The following is an 18609-nucleotide window of genomic DNA, read 5'->3' as shown; positions in this document are numbered from 1 at the left end:
CATTCCGGTCGGACATCTGATCGCTGGTGGTCAATTCCGTTCGTAATGAGGGGCGTTGGTGGTGGCGGCAGTGGTGCGTGCAGGCGTTTCCCTACCGTCGTACTGAGTGGATCATCAGCACCTGGGGAGGCGCCCTCGATGACGGAACACGCACCTGAGCACGCACACGCAACTGCCCGAAGCGTCCCCGTGGAAGCGTTGCGACCGGGCGACCACGCCTGCATGGACGTGCCCGACGCCCAGGCCCACTGGCAGGTCCTGACCGCCTACACCCGCACCGGACTGACCCGGGGCGAGCGGGTGATGGTCGTCCTCGACCCGGCCGACGTGGGCGACGACGACGCCCTCGCCCGTCTCGACGGCGGCACCGGCCAGGCCCAGGACGCCTGGCGGAGCGGCCAGTTGGAGATCGCACGCAACAACGCCGTGTACGTCCTCGACGGCGACTTCTCCAAGGAGCGCCAATTCCGGCTCTACTCCGACGAGTTGGAGCGGGCGCGGGCCGACGGGCTGACCGGGCTGCGGGTCGGGGCCGACATGGCCTGGGGGCAGCGGACCGGCGTCAGTGACGACCAACTCCTCGACTACGAGGCGTTCATGGAACCGCTGTTCGTGGATCCCCGCCTCACCGCGATGTGCTGGTACAGCCGTCACCAGTACACCGACCACCTGGTGGCCGCGATGCGGACCGTCCACCCGCTCCAGGTGATGACCCACCTCGACGCGCTCGAAGTGACCCGCACCGACGGCGGCGCACGTATCGCGGGCTCCGCCGAGCCCGGCACCCGCGAGGAGTTCACGGCCACCCTGCGTGCCCTGCTGAGCCGCCGCTCCGCCATCGGCTCAACGCCCCTCCGGTACGAACTCGACCTCACCGACCTCTTCTACATGGAGGCCCACGCCGCCTGGCAACTCCTCGGCTTCGCCCGGGGCCTGCCCGACGGCGACACCCTCGACGTCCGCTGCGGCCCGATCCTCGAAGCGGTCCTGAGGGGCCTCGGCTCCGACGACGTACGCCAGCTGAGGCTCCGCACAGAGGCGGGAGGAGGGACGGAGGCGGTAAGAGGGACGGGGACGGTAAGGGAGACGGGGACGGTAACGGGGGCGGGGACGGGAAGGGAGACGGAGAGGGGAACGGTCAGCGGGAGGGCGGGCCGCTGAACCAGGCCGCCACCTGACTCCGGCCCGCGAAACCCAGCTTGGCGAGGATGCGCTCGACATGCCCCTCGGCCGTACGCCGGGAGATCACCAGCCGCTCGGCGATCTGCCGGTTCGTCATGCCCGACGCGATCAGCGCGGCGACTTCCAGCTCGCGACGGGTGAGGCCGGTGTCGGGGGCGGGGGGTACGGGAGGCGCGGGAGGTGTCGGGGATGCGGCCCGTGCGACGCGCCCGGCTCCCGCTGAGGTGAGTCCGGGGCCTGCTGTGGTGCGTCCGGTTCCTGGTGCGGTGCGCTCGTTTCCTGCTGAGGCACGCTCGTTTTCTGCCGAGGTGGGTCCGGGTTCCGCTGTGCCGCGCCCGGCTCCCGATGGGCCGCGCCTGTTTCCCGCTGAGGTGAGTCCGGGGCCTGCTGTGGTGCGCCTGGTTCCTGGTGTGGTGCGTCCGTTCCCCGCTGAGGCGCGCCCGGGTTTCGACGCGGCGCGCTCGGTCCCTGCCGAGGTGCGCCCAGTTGCTGGTGCAGGGCGCTCGTTCTCCGCCGAGGCCCGCCCGGTTTCCGCTGCGGTGTCCGCCTCGCCCAGCGCGTACGCGAGAGCCTCCTCAGCCGACAGCTCGTAGCCCCGCCGGTGGGCCTCGCCGTACCCGTACTCGTATCCGTGCCCGTACCGGCCGTCGCCGAGCGTCTCGCGGGCCTGGTGTTCGGTCGCCGGGGGGCGCCCCGGCTGCCGTTGGCCGGCCAGTGGGTCGTGGCCGAGGTCGTACCAGATGCGGTGCGCCGCGCCCCGCAGCACGGCGGCCCGTTCCGCGTCGCCCCGGGCGGCGGTGGCGACGGCCAGTATCTCCAGGGTGCCGCCGACGGCGTGCGGCTCGCCGGTGACGTACGGCAGCCGCAGACAGCGCCGGGCACTCTCGGCGGCGGCCTCGTGCTCGCCGAGAGCCCAGCGGGCGGTGGCGAGTGCGCCCAGGACGTACGAGCGCACCCACTGCTCGCCGTGCGCCTCGCACACCGCGAGGGCGTCCAGGCACAGCGGGACGGCGTGCTCGGGCCGGCCGTGGAAGGTGAGTGTCGTCGCCATCTCGACGCGGCTGAGGATGTGGAAGGCGAGCAACGGTCCGGTGTCGTCCCCGGTGTGCTCGCCCAGGACGTCGGCCAGGGGTCTGACGTCCGGTATCTCGTGCGGGGCCAGGGTAGGGGGGTGCGGGGCGCCGGCCAGGAGGACGGCGTTCGTACGGCTGCGGACCAGCGGGATCAGGGCGGCGGCCCAGTGCGCCCGGGTCAGCTCGGGCGACGGGCGCCCGCCCTCGCGCAGGGCGAGCCGCTGCCACCAGTGCCGCAGCTCCGCCCAGGCGCCGCGCGCGATCCAGTAGAACCACAGGCTGCCGACCAGACGCAGCCCGCGCGGTGACTCGCCGGGGGTGGTGAGACAGAAGTCGAGCGCCGCCCGCAGATTGTCGTGCTCGGCACGCAGCCCGGCCAGGGTCCCGGGCTGGTCCGGCCCGAACCAACCCCGCTCATGCTCCTCGGCGACCCGCACGAAGTACGCACACAACCGCCGCCGGGCGTCCCCGGCCTCCCCACCCGCCTCCAACTTCCCCAGCCCGTACTCCCGAAGCAGCCCCAGCATCCGATACCGGGTCCCGCCCTCACCCCCACCGTCCTCCCTGACCAGCACGGACTTCTCCACCAGCCCGGTTACGGCATCCAGTACGGCGGCTCGGGCGGCGCAGGAGCACATACCGACCGTTTCGGCTCTGGCCACGTCTCCGGCGTGGGCTCCGGGCCCTGGCTCGCCGTATGGGCGGGTCGCATTCGGCCGGCCTGTCCTGCCGTCGGCGCGTCTCGCTCCGGCGGCGGCTTGAGAGGCGCCGGAGTCGAAACCAACCGCGTCGGTTCGGGTTCGGGCTCCGGTGCCGGCTTCGCCTCCGGCCCGGATCGGCGTCACGGCGGCGCGGACTGTTGCCGCCGGGGGCGACTCGCGGTGCGTGTGGACCGCGTCGGGTCGGCGGGCCGCCTCGGCGTCGACGTGCGTCGCCTTCGCCGGGCGGGGTTCGCTCGCGGCGCCGCTGCCTGTCCCTGCCAGGGGTGGCCCGTCGTGCGTGCCAGGTGTGCCGACCGCGCCCGGTTGGTCCGCCCAGCCTTTGACGCGGGCCGTGCCCGCAGGGCTGGGTGCGCCTTCGGCGTGTTCCGGCCCCGCTGGTTCGGGTGGGCATGCGGCGTGGCCGTCCGGCCCCGTCGGGGCCGACTCGGCGCCGATCCGCACCCCCTCCGCCCCGCCCGACCGCCCGTCAAGGGCCCCGCACACCGCCTCCGCCCCCGCCAGGTCGAAGCTGCCGGTGAAGACCGACAGGTGGGACCAGGTGAGTTGTTCCTCCGGGGTGCACAGGTCGTGGCTCCAGTCCACCGCCGAGCGGAGGGTCTGGTGGCGGGGTGGGGCCGCCGGGCTGCCGGAGGTGAGGAGGCGGTAGCGGTCGCCCAGGCGTTCGCCGAGGCGTTCGTCCAGTTGCTCCACGCCCAGCGCGTGCATCCGTACGGCCGCCAGTTCGATGGCCAGCGGGAGGCCGTCCAGGCGGTGGCAGAGGCGGGCCACCGCCACCCGGTTGGAGTCGGTGATCTCGAAGCCGGGTGCCACCGCCGCCGCCCGGTCGGCGAACAGGCGCAGCGCGGGGAAGTCCGTCCCGGGGAGGTCGTCCCCGGGGGCCGGGGTGGCCAGCGGGGCCACCGGGAGCAGCCGCTCCTCGGGGAGGCCGAGCCGGTGGCGGCTGGTGGCCAGGACCCTGACCCCCTCCGTCGCCCCGAGCACGGCGGCCACCAGCGAGGCACACGCCCCCGCCACGTGCTCGCAGTTGTCCAGGGCCAGCAGCAGCCGACGGGTACGCAGATGCTCGACGACCGTATCCAGCGGTGCTCTGCCCGCCTCGTCACGGATGCCGAGCGCGTCCGCCACCGCGTGCGGCACCAGCGTGCCGTCCCGTACGGCGGCCAGCGGCACCAGCCACACCCCGTCCGGGAAACCCCGTACGGCACCCTCCGCCACCCGTCCCGCGAGCCGGGTCTTGCCCACCCCGCCAGGACCGGTGAGCGTCAGCAGCCGGGTGGCCGTCAACAGCCGCCTGGCCTGCGTCAGTTCATGGCGCCGGCCCACGAAACTCGTGCCCGTCGCGGGGAATCCGACCGTCCGCCGCGACCCGACTGCCCCCACGATCGGCCACGCCCTCTTCGAGTTCGTCGAGTTGATGGTGCCCTTGCGTCTTCCCCAACGGTGATCATCAGCAATGGGTTACAACAACGGCTCACATCGCGGTGCGCGCCCCCGCAGCGCCCCGCACGCCCTTCTCCCCGCCCCCGCCTCCACCCTCACTGGCCTCACTCCCGCTGCCGCCGCCGTCCTCGATCTCCAGGCGCCCCGCCGTCCGCTCGGCCGTCCGCCGGGCCCAGCCGCCGGTCGTGACAGCGCCCAGGACCAGTACGGCCAGACCGCAGCCCGCGATGATCCACCAGCCGGGCCGTGCCGCAGCGGCGAACACCTCCTTGTACGGGCCCGATCCGAGGCCCGACGCCAGCGCCGCGCCGATCACCGCCACCCCGAGCGTGCCGCCGGTCTGACGGCTGGTCGAGGCGACCGCGGCGGCCACCCCGGCCTGGGCGCGGGGCATGCCCGAGACGGCCGTGTTGGTGATGGGCGCGTTGACGAAGCCGAAGCCGAGGCCGAACAGGAAGTACCCGATCACCAGCGTCACGTTCGACGTCTCCCCGTCGAACCCCGCGAACAGGACCCCGCTCGCCGTCATCGCGACCCCCGCCGTCAGCAGCGAGAACCGTGGACCCCGGCTGCCGACGAGCCGCCCCGAGATCGGCGCGCACACGAAGCACATCACCGCCATCGGCAGCATCCACAGACCGGCGTGCAGCGCGGACAGCCCCCGCACGTTCTGCAGGTACAGCGTCGACAGGAACAGGAACCCGCTCAGCGCGGCGAACGCGCTCACCGCCACCACGGTCGCCCCACTGAACGGCACCGACCGGAAGAACCGCAGGTCGATGAGGGGTTCGCTGCGCCGGGGCTCGTAGTACAGCAGCCCGAGCAGCGCGGCCAGGGCGACCGCCCCGAAGGCGAGCGTGTGCGTGACGGGCGAGCTGGGCGCCTCGATGATCGCGTACGTCAGTGAGCCGAGCAGCGCGATGACCAGGACTTGGCCGACCGGGTCCGGGCGGCGGGCCTTCGGCGCCCGGGACTCGGGGACGTACCGCCAGGTCAGCAGGAGCGCGGCGAGGCCCACCGGCAGGTTGAGCCAGAAGATCGAGCGCCAGCCGACGGAGTCCACGAGCAGGCCGCCGACGATCGGGCCGGCGGCCATGGATATGCCGACGACCCCGCCCCACACCCCGATCGCCCGGGCCCGCTCGCGCGGTTCGGTGAAGGTGTTGGTGATGATCGACATGGCGACCGGGTTGAGCATCGAGCCGCCGACCGCCTGGATCATGCGGAACACGATGAGCGAGTCGAGGGTCGGGGCGAGCGAGCAGAGCACCGAGCCGAGGGTGAACAGCACAAGCCCGGTCTTGAAGACCCGGCGGCGGCCGATGCGGTCGGCGGTCGAGCCCGCGAGCATCAGCAGGGAGGCCAGGACAAGCGTGTACGCGTCGAGCGCCCACTGCATACCGGCCACGCTCGCGTCCAGGTCCTTCTCCATGGCGGGCAGCGCGACATTGAGCACGGTGACGTCGAGGCTCACGATCAGCAGGCTCATGCAGCAGATCGCGAGCACCAGCATGCGGCGGCGGGGACTCAGCTCGGACATGCGAACATAGTACGCCTAACTAACGACTTTGGCTGTACTCCATTCGGTGCGAGAGAATGGCGCAATGTCCACGCCCGTGACCTCGCCCGCGAACCCTCTCCTGATCGGCCCGCACACCGTGCAGCCGCCCGTCGTCCTCGCCCCCATGGCGGGGATCACGAACGCGCCCTTCCGCACCCTGTGCAGGGAGTTCAGCGGCGGCAAGGGGCTGTTCGTCAGCGAGATGATCACGACGCGGGCGCTGGTCGAGCGCAACGAGAAGACCATGCAGCTGGTCCACTTCGACGCGTCCGAGAAGCCGCGCTCGATCCAGCTGTACGGCGTCGATCCGGCGACCGTCGGCAAGGCCGTCCGCATGATCGCGGAGGAGGATCTGGCCGACCACATCGACCTGAACTTCGGCTGCCCGGTCCCGAAGGTGACGAGGAAGGGCGGCGGGTCCGCCCTCCCCTACAAGCGGAACCTGCTGCGCGCGATCCTGCGCGAGGCGGTGTCCGGCGCAGGCGACATCCCGGTCACGATGAAGATGCGCAAGGGCATCGACGACGACCACATCACCTACCTCGACGCCGGCCGGATCGCGGTCGAGGAGGGCGTGACGGCCATCGCCCTGCACGGCCGCACCGCCGCCCAGCACTACGGCGGCACGGCGGACTGGGACGCGATCGCCCGCCTCAAGGAGCACGTGCCGGAGATCCCCGTACTGGGCAACGGCGACATCTGGTCGGCGGAGGACGCACTGCGGATGGTCCGGGAGACGGGCTGTGACGGGGTCGTGGTCGGACGCGGCTGCCTCGGCCGTCCATGGCTGTTCGCGGACCTGGTGGCGGCTTTCGAGGGCCGTACGGAGGCCATCGCCCGCCCGACGCTCCGCGAGGTCGCCGACATCATGGTCCGGCACGCCACGCTGCTCGGTGAGTGGATCGGGGACGAGGCGCGCGGGGTCATCGACTTCCGCAAGCACGTCGCCTGGTACCTGAAGGGGTTCGCGGTCGGCAGCGAGATGCGGAAGCGCCTTGCGATCACTTCGTCTTTGGAGGAACTCCGGGTTGGGCTGGACGAGTTGGACCTCGACCAGGCCTGGCCGCTCGGCGCCGATGGGCCTCGGGGGCGTACGTCCGGCAACAACCGGGTGGTGTTGCCGGACGGGTGGTTGAAGGATCCGTATGACTGTGCGGGTGTTGGTGAGGACGCGGAGTTGGATACGTCTGGGGGGTGAGTTCTTTGTCTGCGGGTGCGTTGTGGCTGGTCGCGCAGTTCCCCGCGCCCCTGTGTGTGGGGGCGTTGCCCCCTACACACAAGGAATTTACGGGTGAGGCGTAGAACCGTACGCCGTGAGGAACTTGTCGCGGAACGCGCTCATCTTCCAGACCGGGGCATCGTCGGCGGGGCGGATACCGTCCGTCCAGTTCCAGTCGGCGATCTTGTCGAGGATCTTCGGGTCCTTGGCCACGACCGACACCGGGACGTCGCGGCTGGCGTTGCTGCCGCTGACGCGGGACATGGGCTGGTGGTCGCCGAGGAAGACGAGGACGGTGTCGTCGGTGCCGTACCGGGTGAGCCAGTCGATGAGGCTGGTGATCGAGTACTGGATCGACTTGCCGTACTCCTCCTTGGCCGCGGTGCCGTCGTACAGGACGTCCTTCGGGTCCTTGCCCGCCTTCTGGATCGAGTCGAACACCGAGCCGTCGCCGAGCTGGTCCTGCGGGACCGTCGTCGGAAGAGGCGCCCAGGGCTGGTGACTTGACGTCAGGATGATCTCGGACATCAGCGGCTTGTCGCTCTTCTTGCCGTGCTCCAGACGCTGGTAGGCCTCCAGCGTGTACTGGTCCGGCATGGTCGACCAGCTGAACTTCGGTCCCTGGTAGCCGAGATCCTTCGACGAGTAGTTCTTCTCCAGGCCGTAGAACTTCGACTCCGGCCAGCCCTTCTGCACGCCCGGCATCACGCCGACCGTCCGCCAGTCGCCGGTGCGCCGGAAGACCTCGGGGAGGGTGAGACGGTCGCTGTTGACGAGGGTGTTGTAGCGCTGCTGGTTGTTGATCCACAGGCCCGACAGGAACGTGGAGTGGCCGAGCCAGCTGTTGCCGCCGAACGTGGCCGACGTCAGCCAGCCGCTCTTCGCGGCGAAACCGGCGTCCGTCAGGGCCTGCTGGCTGTCCGCGAGCGTCTTGTCGACGCCGGGCGACATGATCGGATCCTCGATCGCGCTGCGGCCGTAGCTCTCGATGAACGTGAAGATGACGTCCTTGCCGCGCAGGTCCGGCACCAGCTGGTCACCGGGCGTCTTGGCGAAGGGGTCGTTCTTGGCGAACTTCGCGAACGCCGCCTCGTCGCGGAACGTGTCGCTGGCCCGGCGTACGTGCACCTTCACGACCCCGGCGGTGTGGTCCGAGGCGATCGGCACCCCGCCGATGGTGAGGCCGAGGGACATACAGGTGATCCAGACGGTGCCGGCGATGAGCGTGGCCTTGGTGGCGACGGTGTTGTTGCGGACGAGCAGGTTGCTGAGCCGCACGCACGCGAGGGCCGTACCGATGGGCAGGAGCAGCGTGAGCAGGATCACCGCGAGGGTGACGGCGATCGACCCCGTCGTGCCGATGGCGTCGGAGATGTACGACTGGGCGTCGTCCAGCAGCACCCAGTCCAGCACGATGTTGAAGTGCCGGCCCAGGAACTCGACGAACCCCATGTCCAGCAGGTTCAGCACGGTCAGCGCACCGAGGAACGCGCCGATGCATGCCGCCGTGATCACCCGAGGCCGACGCGGCATCGCGAGCAGCACGACGGCCGCGACGATCGCCTCCGCCGGAAGCCGCAGAAACTCCGAGAACCGGAAGTTGCCGACGGTGTTCGGCATCTGAAGGGAGACGAGCACGAGGAACACGGAGAGGGCGGTGACCGCCCAACGGAGATTACGGGCGGCGATGGGACGCCGGGTACGCCAGTTGGGCTTGGGGGATTGGGCAGGCTTGTCGGCTGAGTCTGAGTCGGCTGGGTCGGTCGGGAGTGGTTGGCTGTCGGCCGTGGGGGCTTCTCGCGCAGTTCCCCGCGCCCCTTTGGGGCGCGTCTCCGTCACCGGCGTTTTTTCCGCCTCGGCCGATGGTTCCTCGGAAGGTGCCTCGGTGGTGGCGTCCGGTGATGGGTTGATGCGTGTGAACAGAGGCACCCCGAAGGTCCTTCCGTGTGAAGCCCGTGCAGGAGTGGCGGACCCGGGCGCGGGAGCCTGGGTCCGCCACCATCCCGTACGGCGGGCCATCGGCCTCCGTTCAGCCTCCGCGCCCAAGCACCCGGCAAACACCGGGCAAACGCCTCACCAAGCGACCGGGCTCACATCCCCTCAGGCGCCCCCGACCGCCGTGAGCAGCGCCAACGGGGCCGCCGCCGAGCGGGATTCGCGTACGCACGCGTGCGGGTACGGCACCGGTTCGCCGTGGGTGTCGCGGCCGTAACCGGCGAGGACCTCGGGGAGACGGTGACCCGTGGCGGTCGCCGCGTCGACGAGGGCGTGGGCGACCGAACGGGCCTCGTCGTGCAGGCCGTACCGCGAAAGGCCCAGCGTGATCAGGGCGTTGTCGTGCGGCCAGACCGAACCCCGGTGGTAGGAGAGGGGGTGGTAGGCCGACTGGCCCGCCGCCAGCGTCCGTACGCCCCAGCCCGAGAAGAAGTCCGGTTCCAGCAGGCGCCGGCCGACCTTCTCTCCGTACTCCTTGTCCAGCAGGCCCGACCAGAGCAAATGGCCTGCGTCTGAGGCCAGCGCGTCCACCTGGTTGCCCTCGCCGTCGAGCGCCAGCGCCGGGAAGGAGTGCTCCGGCATCCAGAAGTCCCGCTGGAAACGGTCCCGGAGGTCGCCCGCCGCCTGTTCGAGGAGGGCGGCGTACGTCTCGTCCTGCCACACCGTGCGCGCGAGCCATGCCGTACGGCGCAGCGCGTCGTACGCGTACCCCTGGGCCCCCGCCGCCATCACCGGGCCGCTTGCGCGGGTGCCGTCGGCCGAGCAGATGGCGCCGGGGGAGTCCTTCCAGTTCTGGTTGGCGAGGCCGCCCTGGTCGGCCCGGTAGACCAGATAGCCACGGGACGTCAGGCCTCCGTGGTCCAGCATCCAGCCGATCGCCGCGCGGGCGTTCGCCTCCAGGCGGCGGGCCAGTGCCGTGTCGCCGGTCTGTTCGACGTACGCCCCGAGGAGGACGAGGAACAGCGGGGTCGCGTCGACCGAGCCGTAGTAACGCCCGTACGGCACCTGCCCGAAGTGCGCCAGCTCGCCGTGCCGTACCTCGTGCACGATCTTGCCCGGCTGGGCCACCGAGTCCGGGCCGATCTCGGTCGCCTGGGTCGCGGCGAGCGCGGGCAGTGTGGCGGCGGCGAGTTGGGGGCGGTAGGGGAGTGCGAAGAGGGAGGTGAGGAGCGCGTCGCGGCCGAGGAGGGTGAGGAACCAGGGGGCTCCTGCCGCCGGTACCCGCAACTCCTCGCCGTCCGGGCCCCTTGCGGGGACCTGGAGTGCCGCCAGGTCCGCCAGGCCGCGTGCGCAGGCCGCCGCCAACTCCGGCCAGCCGGTGGGGAAGGCGACGCCCTCGACGAACTCCCCTTCCAGCGCCAGGAGTTGGTCGTTCGCGGCGGCGGGGGAGGCGGGGACCTGCGGTTCCTGGGTCGCGCCGTGCGGGCGGGCCGCCACGCGCAGCGCCAGCTCCGCCGAGCCGTGCGGCTCCAACTCCAGTGTCCAGACGAGGCGTCGGGCACCTGTGCCGGTCTCCTCGACGCCGTCGGGGGCGGGCTCCGCCGTGACCGTCGTACAGGAGCGCCACTCGCCGCGCCGGTAGCTGAACTCGACGCCGTCGTCCAGGACTTCACGTTTGCGGACGGCGCCGGACTTGACGTACGTACGGTGGTCGGAGCGCAGCTCGAACTGGTCCGTGAAGTCGGCGTCCGCCGTCACGGCGATCCGGACCGTCGTCGGCGTCGGACGGTTGCTGGTCACGCGCAGCGCCTCGACGAACCCGCCGTCCCCGACGGCCTGTTCACGGAAGAGCGTGTACGCGGGCGGCTCCTGCCGGCCCCCGCGCGGTACGAGGACACAGCGCGCGGTGTCCCCGTCGGCGACCGGGCTGAGCGTCTCGGGGACGGCACCGTCGACGGTGAGCTGCCACCGGCTCAAGTGCCGTGCGTCGCGTACGAATAACCCGTCGGGGTGGCTGCCGCCGCGTACACCGCTGATGTCCCCGCCGTCGCCGACGGCCGCGAACGTCCCGCCGTGCACGAGCAGATGATGCCGGTCCGTCATCGCCGTTCCCCTCCTTGGTCGCTCATGCCGAACGCGTTGGTGAAGTCGCTGTCGTCGAAGGGCTGTTGGTGCAGCAGATCGAGGGTGAGCGCGGCGGTCCAGCCGAAGCCGAGCGCCCCGCAGGCCGCACCGGTGTACGGATCGACGTACTCCGCGAAGTCGGTGGCGTCGGCGGTCTCCAGCAGCGCCGTGCGCAGCGCGTCGGCGTGCGTCCGCTCGCCGTGCTGCCGCAGCCCGCGCTCCACCAGCCACCCGGTGTTGAACCAGGCAGGCCCGCGCCAGTAGCGGTGCGGGTCGAAGGCCTCGCCGAGCAGGTCGTAGGACGGTACGAGGCGGGCGGCGCCGCCGAGTTCGAAGTGCGGGCCGCGCGCCGTACGGACGAGGGTGTCGGCGATGTCCCGGGGGAGGGTGGGGAGGAGGAGCGGGATCAGGCCGGAGACGCTGCGCTCGGGGATCAGTGCCCCGTCCCGTACGTCGCGGCAGAAGAACATGCCCTCCGCCGGGTCCCACAGCCGCTCCACCAGCGCCGCCGTCAGCCGTTCCGCGCGCGCGTGCCGGGCGGTACCCGTCGCGCCCAGCTCACGGGCGATGTGCGCCAGCGCGTGCTCGGAGGCGATCAGCAGCGCGTTGAAGGAGGGGTCCTCGACGGCGAACTCGCTCGCCCCGTCCTCATATCCGCCGTCCCTGTAGTCCGTCGCCAGCCGCACGTACCGCCCGTAGTCCAGGTCCGTCGGACGGTCCTCGGCGGCGCCGTGGTCGAGGTCGGCGCGGCGGAAGGAGCGGGCCGGGGCCGGCGTGACGCGGCTCAGCGGGGCGTCCCAGCAGGGGCTGTTGTCCATACCCTGTTCCCAGGGGTGCACGACCGACGCCAGGCCGCCCCCGCCCAGGTCGCGGCGGTGCAGCAGATAGCGGTGCCAGGCGGCGAGGCGCGGGTAGGCGCGGGCGAGGAAGCCGCGCGAGCGGGACAGCCCGGGGTCGGCCTGGTGCACCAGCCAGACGGCCAGCGCGTGCACCGGTGGCTGCACGATGCCGGACGTCTGTACGGTGCGCGGGGCGCCCGCAGCGCGCCCCGCGGTCGAGGAGCGCCAGAAGTCGGGGCTCGGGAAGTACGCGTCGAGCGGGACGGAGGGGTTGAAGACGATGTGCGGGATCCGCCCGTCGTCCCACTGGGCCGACAGCAGCGTCTCCAGCTCCGTCTGCGCGCGCAGGGGTGAGAGATGGCGCAGGCCGATCGCGATGAACGCGGAGTCCCAGGACCACTGGTGCGGGTACAGGCCGCGCGAGGGCACCGTGGAGGTGCCGGTCCAGTTGGCCCCCAGCACCTCGGCCGCTCTGACGTGCAGAGAGTGCGCGGTGTGCGGGGTCTGCACGGCGTGCGAGGCGTGCAGGGAATGTGTCGTAACGTCCTGTTCGTATACGACGGAGTGCGTCGCGGCGCGGGCGGTCAACTGGGCAGTGCGATCCACTCGGGGCTCCCCGAAGACGTTCGGCCTGACCAGTTCGGTCGAGGCCACCTTAGAGTTACGTCTATTTAACACGCAGAACTCAATATGTAATGCAAGCTTGAGAAACACAAGGGGGTGCGCATGAGTGGTCGTGCTCAGGCGAGCGCGGGCGATCTGCTCGAACTGGTACGCACCGGGCGCGCCACGACTCGCGGTGCCCTGCAACAAGTGACGGGTCTCTCACGCGCGACCGTCGGCCACCGTCTGGACCGGCTGTTCCGCGCGGGCTGGCTGCGCGAGGGAGCCTCGGGCCCGGTCGACTCGCCGCTCGGCGGACGCCCCTCGATCACTCTGGAGTTCGACGACGCCCACGCCGTCGTCCTCACCGCCGACCTCGACACCCGTCACGCCCGCGCCGCCGTGCTCACCCTCACGGGTGAACTCCTCGCGGAGCACTCGGGTGTGCTGGCCGTCGACGACGGCCCCGACGCCGTACTCGGCGAGATCGGCCGCTGGTTCGCGGAACTCCTCACGAAGGCCGGCCACGGCCCGTCCGAGGTCTGCGGCATCGGCCTCGCGGTACCGGGCCCGGTCGACATGGACACCGGCCGCGTCGTCCAGCCGCCGATCATGCCCGGCTGGGACGGCTACGACATACGCACCCGCCTCGCCCGCGCCCTCGCGGAACAGACGGGGGAACCGGCCGCGGCGAACGTCCCGGTGCTGGTGGACAACGACGCCAACCTCATGGCGTACGGCGAACAGCGCACCGCCTACCCCGACTGCTCGGCCTTCGTCCTCGTCAAGGTCTCGACGGGCATCGGCGCGGGTGTCGTGGTGGGCGGTTCGGTCTTCCGGGGCATCGACGGCGGCGCCGGGGACATCGGGCACATCCGCGTCCCGCAGGGCGCCGAGGCGCTGTGCCGGTGCGGGTCGTACGGCTGTCTGGCCGCCGTCGCGAGCGGTGGCGCCGTGGCGCGGCGGCTCGCCGAGACCGGGGTCCCGGCGGCGTCGGGCTCGGACGTACGGGACCTGCTCGCGGCCGGGCACCCGGAGGCGGTCGCGCTCGCCCGGGAGGCGGGCCGGAGCGTGGGGGACGTACTGGCGACGGTGGTGACGCTGCTCAACCCCGGCGTGCTGATGATCGCCGGGGACCTGGCGGGCACGCCGTTCCTGACCGGCGTACGGGAACTGCTGTACCAGCGGGCGCTGCCGCGCTCGACCGCTCATCTGGACGTGGTGACGTCGAGGCTGGGGGAGCGGGCGGGGCTGGTGGGGGCCGGGGCGATGGTCGTCGAGCATCTGTACGCGCCGGAGCGGGTGGAGGAGCGGCTGACGGCGCTCGGCGTGTGAACCGCGTCAACGGCTGAAGGTGCCTGTGACAGGGGTGTTTCCCCTTCGGGTCGGCGTCCGCATGGTGAAATCCGGGCGGTCGATATCGCGTGATTCTCGCCACCCCTGATAGGGGTTGCGCTCAGATGAGCGGATCGCGAGCGGCTGCACTTCTCAAAGGGTGGCACTGAGTGCCACCCTTTGATCGTTCATCGATAAAACTCAGACGTGTTGCGTTCTGCTCATGTGAGCGACAAAATGGGCATGTGCCTGCCACTGCGTTCAAGAAGTGAAAACATGGCGCCTCCGCTGCTTGCCGAGCCTTGACTTTGGATCTGCTGGCGGACGGCTGGTTACAGGCGCATGACACGCAAGTGGACGTACCCAGACGCCTTCGATCTGGGTATGTTCCTCGCCGTCAGGGCAGCCACCGCGTCCCGAGGGAGTCGAGACCCGTGTCGGAAAACAAAGAACCCCACGTAGTCAAGTTCGTTTACGACTTCACCGAGGGAAACAAGGACCTCAAGGAACTCCTTGGTGGCAAGGGTGCGAACCTCGCCGAGATGACCAACCTGGGACTCCCCGTTCCCCCCGGCTTCACCATCACGACCGAAGCCTGCAAGGTCTACCTCGGCAGCGGCGAGGAGCCCTTGGCACTGCGTGACGAGGTGAGCGAGCATCTCACGGCCCTCGAAGAGGCCATGGGCAAGAAGCTCGGCCAGGCCGACAACCCCCTTCTTGTGTCCGTCCGTTCCGGGGCGAAGTTCTCGATGCCGGGGATGATGGACACGGTGCTGAACATCGGGCTCTCCGACAAGTCGGTGCAGGGCCTGGCCAAGCAGGCCGGTGACGAGCGCTTCGCGTGGGACTCGTACCGCCGGCTCATCCAGATGTTCGGCAAGACGGTGCTCGGCGTCGAGGGCGAGCTGTTCGAGGACGCGCTGGACGCGGCGAAGACGGCGAAGAAGGTCACGGTCGACACGGAGCTGGAGGCCGCGGACCTCAAGAAGCTGGTCACCAAGTTCAAGAAGATCGTCAAGACCGAGGCGGGCCGCGACTTCCCGCAGGACCCGCGCGAGCAGATGGACCTTGCGATCCACGCGGTCTTCGACTCCTGGAACACCGACCGCGCGAAGCTCTACCGTCGCCAAGAGCGCATCCCGGGCGACCTCGGCACGGCGGTCAACGTCTGTTCGATGGTCTTCGGCAACCTGGGCCCCGACTCGGGCACCGGAGTCGCCTTCACCCGCGACCCGGCCAGCGGCCATCAGGGCGTGTACGGCGACTACCTGCAGAACGCGCAGGGCGAGGACGTGGTGGCGGGCATCCGCAACACGGTCCCGCTGGCCGAGCTGGAGCAGATCGACAAGAAGTCGTACGACCAGCTGATGAAGATCATGGACACGCTGGAGAACCACTACAAGGATCTCTGCGACATCGAGTTCACCATCGAGCGCGGCCAGTTGTGGATGCTCCAGACCCGCGTCGGCAAGCGCACGGCGGGCGCGGCCTTCCGTATCGCGACGCAGCTGGTGGACCAGGGCCTGATCGACGAGGCGGAGGCGCTCCAGCGCGTGACGGGCGCCCAGTTGGCCCAGCTGATGTTCCCGCGCTTCGACGAGGAGGCGAAGGTCGCGCAGGTCGGCCGTGGCATCGCCGCCTCCCCGGGTGCGGCGGTCGGCAAGGCGGTCTTCGACTCGTACACCGCGGTGAAGTGGTCGCGTTCGGGGGAGAAGGTCATCCTGGTCCGCCGGGAGACCAACCCCGACGACCTCGACGGCATGATCGCGGCGGAGGGCATCCTGACGTCGCGGGGCGGCAAGACGTCCCACGCGGCCGTGGTGGCCCGGGGCATGGGCAAGACGTGTGTGTGCGGCGCGGAGGAGCTGGAGGTCGACACCAAGCGGCGCCGGATGACGGTGCCGGGCGGTCACGTCGTCGAGGAGGGCGACCTGATCTCGATCGACGGCTCGTCCGGCAAGGTCTACCTGGGCGAGGTCCCGGTGGTCCCCTCCCCCGTGGTGGAGTACTTCGAGGGCCGGATGCACGCGGGCGCCAACGACGCCGACGAACTGGTCGAGGCGGTCCACCGGATCATGGCCTTCGCGGACCGGAAGCGTCGCCTGAGGGTCCGGGCCAACGCGGACAACGCCGAGGACGCGATGCGGGCGCGGCGGTTCGGCGCGCAGGGCATCGGCCTCTGCCGTACGGAGCACATGTTCCTCGGCGACCGGCGCGAGCTGGTGGAACGCCTGATCCTGGCGGACTCGGACGAAGAGCGCGAGGAGTCCCTGAAAGCGCTTCTCCCGCTCCAGAAGCAGGACTTCGTAGAACTGTTCTCGGCGATGGACGGCCTACCGGTGACGGTCCGGCTGTTGGACCCCCCGCTGCACGAATTCCTGCCGGACATCACGGAGTTGTCGGTACGAGTGGCCCTGGCGGAGTCCCGCAAGGACCCGCACGAGAACGACCTGCGCCTGCTCCAGGCGGTGCACCGCCTGCACGAGCAGAACCCGATGCTGGGCCTGCGGGGCGTACGTCTGGGCCTGGTCATCCCCGGCCTGTTCACCATGCAGGTACGGGCGATCGCGGAGGCGGTGGCCGAGCGCAAGAACGCCAAGGGCGACCCACGCGCGGAGATCATGATCCCGCTGGTGGGCACCGTCCAGGAGCTGGAGATCGTCCGCGACGAGGCCGAGCAGGTCATCGCCGAGGTCATCGAACAGACCGGCGTGGAGCTGAAGTTGGCGCTCGGCACGATGATCGAGCTGCCGCGTGCGGCTCTGACGGCGGGTCAGATCGCGGAGGCGGCCGAGTTCTTCTCGTTCGGCACGAACGACCTGACGCAGACGGTATGGGGCTTCAGCAGGGATGACGTGGAAGCGTCCTTCTTCACGGCGTACTTGGAGAAGGGCATCTTCGGCGTCTCCCCGTTCGAGACGATCGACCGCGACGGCGTAGGCGCGTTGGTCAAGTCCGCGGTGGAGGCGGGCCGCGCGACCCGCCCCGACCTGAAACTGGGCGTGTGCGGCGAACACGGCGGCGACCCGGAGTCGGTCCACTTCTTCCACGAGGTCGGGCTGGACTACGTCAGCTGCTCACCGTTCCGGATTCCGGTGGCGCGGCTGGAGGCGGGGCGGGCGGCTTCGTCCTCGGCGGGGAGTGATCACCGCTAGGCCACTCGTAGTGGGCGCGGGCATCGGCCGTAGGCCGTGGGCCCGTTGATCTCCGGGGCTGTCGTCGGTCAACCCGACCCTCAGCGACCTGACGGTGGCTCCGGTGTACAGAGAGGGCGGCACCCCTGTGCGGGGGGTGCCGCCCTCTACCGTGGAGTGCATGAAGATCTCCCCGCTCGTCGCCCGGGAACGCTTTGTCGGCTCACCTGTCGCACGGCTGGCGACGGCCGATGCCAACGGGGTGCCCCACGCCGTGCCGGTGACCTTCGCCGTCCTGGGCGACGTCGTGTACTTCGCGGTGGACCACAAGCCCAAGAGCACGTGGCAGCTGCGGAGGCTCAGCAACATTCGGGAGAATCCCTCGGTCACGGTCCTGGTCGACCACTACGCCGAGGACTGGTCGACCCTGTGGTGGGCTCGTGCCGATGGCCGAGGGGAAGTACTGGAGGACGGCCAGGAGCGGCACCGTGCGGTGGAGTTGCTGCGTGACAAGTACGACCAGTACCGGGACTCTCCTCCTCAGGGTCCCGTGGTTGCCATTCGGGTCGAGCGGTGGAGCGGGTGGGCGTTCGCATAGCCGTGCCCGGTGCAGCAGGGATCGTCCGTCGGCGAGACCCCGCAGCCCGGCCATGTCCCACCTGATCCCGCTGTACGAGGCCTCCCGCGAGCGCGCCCTGGAGGACGCGGCGAAGAGGGTCAAGGCGGTCGCGGAGCGCCTCGCCGCCTAGGCCTGGCCGTCCGAGGGGTGGCCGTCCGAAGGGTGGGCGAACCGGGTCAGGAGGTCCGCCAACTGCGCGGCCTCCCCGGCGCCCAGCCCCGCCACCAACCGCTCGGCCAGCGGCTCCGCCGCCACATGGGCCGCGTCGAACAGCTCGACGCCCTGGGGCGTGATCTCCACCGCCCGTACCCGCCGGTCGCCCGGGACGGACTTCCGTACGGCCAGCCCCTTGCGCTCCAGGTCGTCCACGACCCGCATGATCCCCGCCTTGTCCGACCCCGTCGCCGCCACCAGGTCCCGCTGCACCGTGGGTCCGTGGTCGGCCAGCACGATCAGTACGGCGAAGTGCCGCAGCTCGATGCCGAGCGGCCGGAGTGCCTCCTCCATCACCGAGGCCGCGCGCCAGTGCGCCCGGCGCAGCAGCAGGCCGAGCGCGAAGGGCGAGGTGTCCCCGGGGCGGTCGGTCACCCGTGAGGGGGAGGAGGTGGTTCGGTGGGGAGTTGCGGCGGTCATGCGGTCACATTACTGCCATTGGCTCATTCGATACGGTCTCGTTTGAAATGAAATGACTGGCGGGAAGGATGGGGTCGGCGGGGGATCGGCGGGGTGGACAGGACACCGGTCGCGTCCCCCCGACAGCAGTCCAGCAGCGCACCTCCGCTCGTGCCGCAATGAGGCGGCCACGTTCAAGGAGCATTGACGT

General features: G+C 70.7%; 11 protein-coding genes. 5 read left to right on the top strand and 6 right to left on the bottom strand.

The genetic code is table 11. The features are described from left to right. Nucleotides 1-222 precede the first annotated feature (222 nt). The gene (locus ACWDR4_RS01975) at nucleotides 223-1161 is read left to right on the top strand and encodes an MEDS domain-containing protein (RefSeq protein WP_450402646.1); all 939 of its coding nucleotides are present in this window, start codon (nucleotides 223-225) and stop codon (nucleotides 1159-1161) included. On the opposite strand, the gene ACWDR4_RS01970 is transcribed toward ACWDR4_RS01975, so the two are convergent. Both ACWDR4_RS01970 and ACWDR4_RS01965 read right to left on the bottom strand, forming a co-directional pair. Continuing rightward, nucleotides 1139-4357: a LuxR C-terminal-related transcriptional regulator gene (locus tag ACWDR4_RS01970; RefSeq protein ID WP_450402645.1), complete on the bottom strand. Its 3219-nt coding sequence runs from the start codon at nucleotides 4355-4357 to the stop codon at nucleotides 1139-1141. The two genes, ACWDR4_RS01975 and ACWDR4_RS01970, sit on opposite strands and share 23 nt — an antisense overlap. Nucleotides 4358-4448: 91 nt before the next feature. Next, nucleotides 4449-5957: an MFS transporter gene (locus ACWDR4_RS01965; protein ID WP_450402643.1), complete on the bottom strand. Its 1509-nt coding sequence runs from the start codon at nucleotides 5955-5957 to the stop codon at nucleotides 4449-4451. Nucleotides 5958-6021: 64 nt separating this feature from the next. On the opposite strand from ACWDR4_RS01965, the gene dusB reads away from it, so the two are divergent. Then, the gene (dusB, locus tag ACWDR4_RS01960) at nucleotides 6022-7176 is read left to right on the top strand and encodes a tRNA dihydrouridine synthase DusB (protein WP_450402639.1); all 1155 of its coding nucleotides are present in this window, start codon (nucleotides 6022-6024) and stop codon (nucleotides 7174-7176) included. Nucleotides 7177-7263: 87 nt separating this feature from the next. Here dusB and ACWDR4_RS01955 read toward each other — a convergent pair whose 3' ends face one another. From ACWDR4_RS01955 to ACWDR4_RS01945, 3 genes are all read right to left on the bottom strand, one after another. Further along, nucleotides 7264-9216: a CDP-alcohol phosphatidyltransferase gene (locus ACWDR4_RS01955; RefSeq protein WP_450402636.1), complete on the bottom strand. Its 1953-nt coding sequence runs from the start codon at nucleotides 9214-9216 to the stop codon at nucleotides 7264-7266. A gap of 81 nt (nucleotides 9217-9297) precedes the next feature. After that, entirely contained in the window at nucleotides 9298-11235 is a 1938-nt protein-coding gene (locus ACWDR4_RS01950) for an amylo-alpha-1,6-glucosidase (RefSeq protein WP_450402634.1), read from the bottom strand. Further along, a complete protein-coding gene (locus ACWDR4_RS01945; RefSeq protein ID WP_450402631.1) occupies nucleotides 11232-12701 on the bottom strand; it encodes an MGH1-like glycoside hydrolase domain-containing protein in 1470 nt (489 codons plus the stop codon). Before ACWDR4_RS01945 ends, ACWDR4_RS01950 begins: the two co-directional genes overlap by 4 nt. A 120-nt stretch (nucleotides 12702-12821) precedes the next feature. Between ACWDR4_RS01945 and ACWDR4_RS01940 the strand changes: the two genes are divergently transcribed. From ACWDR4_RS01940 to ACWDR4_RS01930, 3 genes are all read left to right on the top strand, one after another. Then, a complete protein-coding gene (locus tag ACWDR4_RS01940; RefSeq protein ID WP_450402629.1) occupies nucleotides 12822-14033 on the top strand; it encodes an ROK family protein in 1212 nt (403 codons plus the stop codon). 434 nt (nucleotides 14034-14467) lie between these two features. Further along, nucleotides 14468-17188 carry a pyruvate, phosphate dikinase gene (gene ppdK, locus ACWDR4_RS01935; protein ID WP_450402626.1) on the top strand — a complete coding sequence of 907 codons (2721 nt, stop codon included), beginning with the start codon at nucleotides 14468-14470 and terminating at the stop codon, nucleotides 17186-17188. A gap of 160 nt (nucleotides 17189-17348) precedes the next feature. Further along, entirely contained in the window at nucleotides 17349-17765 is a 417-nt protein-coding gene (locus tag ACWDR4_RS01930; protein ID WP_450402624.1) for a TIGR03668 family PPOX class F420-dependent oxidoreductase, read from the top strand. A gap of 147 nt (nucleotides 17766-17912) precedes the next feature. Here ACWDR4_RS01930 and ACWDR4_RS01925 read toward each other — a convergent pair whose 3' ends face one another. Continuing rightward, a complete protein-coding gene (locus tag ACWDR4_RS01925; protein ID WP_450402621.1) occupies nucleotides 17913-18419 on the bottom strand; it encodes a MarR family winged helix-turn-helix transcriptional regulator in 507 nt (168 codons plus the stop codon). Between the last annotated feature and the right edge of the window lie 190 nt (nucleotides 18420-18609).

It is taken from the genome of Streptomyces sp. NPDC000878 (assembly GCF_053599695.1).
This window is presented reverse-complemented; position numbering and strand designations above follow the sequence as displayed.